Genomic DNA, 2,263 nt, shown 5'->3' on the forward strand with positions numbered 1-2,263 from the left:
CGCCCGGAGTGATCCGGGCGCCCCCTCGTCGTACGGCGTCGTACAGGGGCGCTAGATCCGCACCTCCGCCGTGCGCGCCAGCCGGTCGTGCAGGCCGCGGCCGTCGCGGTCCCAGACCAGGGCGGGAATGGCGAGGCAGAGCAGGACCGTGCGGACGAGGGCGCGCCAGGGGGTGACCGCGCCGGTGTCCTGGGCGACCACCCGGAGGCCGAAGAGGCGCTTGCCCGGGGTGAAGCCGATCGTGCCCAGGGTGAGGGCGTGGAGCAGGAAGAAGATGAGCAGGGCCCAGTTGCTGGTGGCCTGGTCGTAGCCGTCGGTGATGAGGCCGTATGCGATCAAGAGGCACAGGCCCCAGTCGACGGCGAGGGCGCCGAGACGGCGGCCGGGGCGGGCGATGGAGCCGGGCCCCTCCTCCGGCAGACCGAGCTGCTCTCCCCTGTATCCGAAGTCGACTCCGGCGTCCTCCGCCGCGGCGCGGGGGCCGGAGAGCCACGATCCGAGTGCTTGCCTCTTGTCCACCCGTCCACCGTACTGCGACCGTTTTGCCATACGGACAGGTGGGGTGCGGGGCGGGATGTCCGGTTAACTTGCGCGAAACAAATGGGTCACGTACGAGAAATCACCCGTCCCTAGTGTCGAGAACAGCGTGTGCCACCGCACTGGCAGCACGAACGAACTACCACCCCGGCAGCAGACGTCGGGAGTAGGAGGAGCTGGATGTTCCAGAACGCCGACGAGGCCAAGAAGTTCATCGCGGACGAGGACGTCAAGTTCGTCGACGTCCGCTTCTGCGACCTGCCGGGCGTGATGCAGCACTTCACGATCCCGGCCGAGGCCTTCGACCCGGCCGAGGAGCTCGCGTTCGACGGCTCCTCGATCCGCGGCTTCCAGGCCATCCACGAGTCCGACATGGCGCTCCGCGCCGACCTGTCCACCGCGCGCGTCGACCCCTTCCGCCGCGACAAGACGGTCAACATCAACTTCTTCATCCACGACCCGATCACGGGTGAGCAGTACTCCCGTGACCCGCGGAACGTGGCGAAGAAGGCCGAGGCGTACCTCGCGTCCACCGGCATCGCCGACACCGCGTACTTCGGCCCCGAGGCCGAGTTCTACGTGTTCGACAGCGTGCGCTTCAAGACCTCGGAGAACGAGTCCTTCTACCACATCGACTCCGAGGCGGGCGCCTGGAACACCGGTGCGCTGGAGGACAACCGCGGTTACAAGGTCCGCTACAAGGGCGGTTACTTCCCGACCCCGCCGGTCGACCACTTCGCCGACCTGCGTGCCGAGATCTCGCTGGAGCTGGCCAAGTCCGGCCTCCAGGTCGAGCGCCAGCACCACGAGGTGGGCACCGCCGGCCAGGCCGAGATCAACTACAAGTTCAACACGCTGCTCGCCGCGGCCGACGACCTCCAGCTGTTCAAGTACATCGTGAAGAACGTGGCCTGGCGCAACGGCAAGACCGCGACCTTCATGCCGAAGCCGATCTTCGGTGACAACGGCTCGGGCATGCACGTCCACCAGTCGCTGTGGGCGGGCGGCTCGCCGCTGTTCTACGACGAGGCCGGGTACGCGGGCCTGTCGGACATGGCCCGCTACTACATCGGCGGCATCCTCAAGCACGCCCCGTCGCTGCTGGCCTTCACGAACCCGACGGTGAACTCGTACCACCGCCTGGTTCCCGGCTTCGAGGCCCCGGTCAACCTGGTCTACTCGCAGCGCAACCGCTCCGCCGCCATGCGTATCCCGATCACGGGTTCGAACCCGAAGGCCAAGCGCGTCGAGTTCCGCGCGCCCGACTCCTCCGGCAACCCGTACCTCGCCTTCTCCGCCCTGCTCCTCGCGGGTCTGGACGGCGTCAAGAACAAGATCGAGCCGGCCGAGCCGATCGACAAGGACCTCTACGAGCTGGCGCCGGAGGAGCACGCGGGCGTCCCGCAGGTTCCGACCTCCCTCCCGGCCGTCCTCGACTCGCTGGAGCGCGACCACGAGTTCCTCCTCCAGGGCGACGTCTTCACGCCGGACCTGATCGAGACGTGGATCGACTACAAGCGCGCCAACGAGATCGCCCCGCTGCAGCTGCGTCCGCACCCGCACGAGTTCGAGCTCTACTTCGACGTGTGATATCGCCCCAGGTCAGAGCGGGTTTCCGCTCCCCTGGGTCGTGTGTGGGCCGTCGGCCCTGTACCTGCCCCGCCCGGGAGGGAAACCCCCGGCGGCGTTTGAGGGAAAGGGGCGCGGGTCCGAAACCAGGGGGACG

2 protein-coding genes are annotated in these 2,263 nt (G+C 68.1%); one reads left to right on the forward strand and one right to left on the reverse strand.

Going from position 1 to position 2,263, the window contains the following annotated elements:
• Window positions 1-51: 51 nt before the first annotated feature.
• A complete protein-coding gene (locus ACFU5F_RS42240) occupies window positions 52-519 on the reverse strand; it encodes an RDD family protein (protein ID WP_383898991.1) in 468 nt (155 codons plus the stop codon).
• A 198-nt stretch (window positions 520-717) separates the two neighbouring features.
• Here ACFU5F_RS42240 and glnA point away from each other — a divergent pair, with 198 nt between their 5' ends.
• Window positions 718-2,127 (forward strand): type I glutamate--ammonia ligase, encoded by a 1,410-nt coding sequence (glnA, locus tag ACFU5F_RS42245; RefSeq protein ID WP_013004243.1) that lies wholly within the window; start codon window positions 718-720, stop codon window positions 2,125-2,127.
• The last annotated feature ends 136 nt before the right edge of the window (window positions 2,128-2,263 follow it).

This window comes from Streptomyces sp. NPDC057438, assembly GCF_042802995.1.
In the GTDB taxonomy this organism is placed as follows: domain Bacteria; phylum Actinomycetota; class Actinomycetes; order Streptomycetales; family Streptomycetaceae; genus Streptomyces.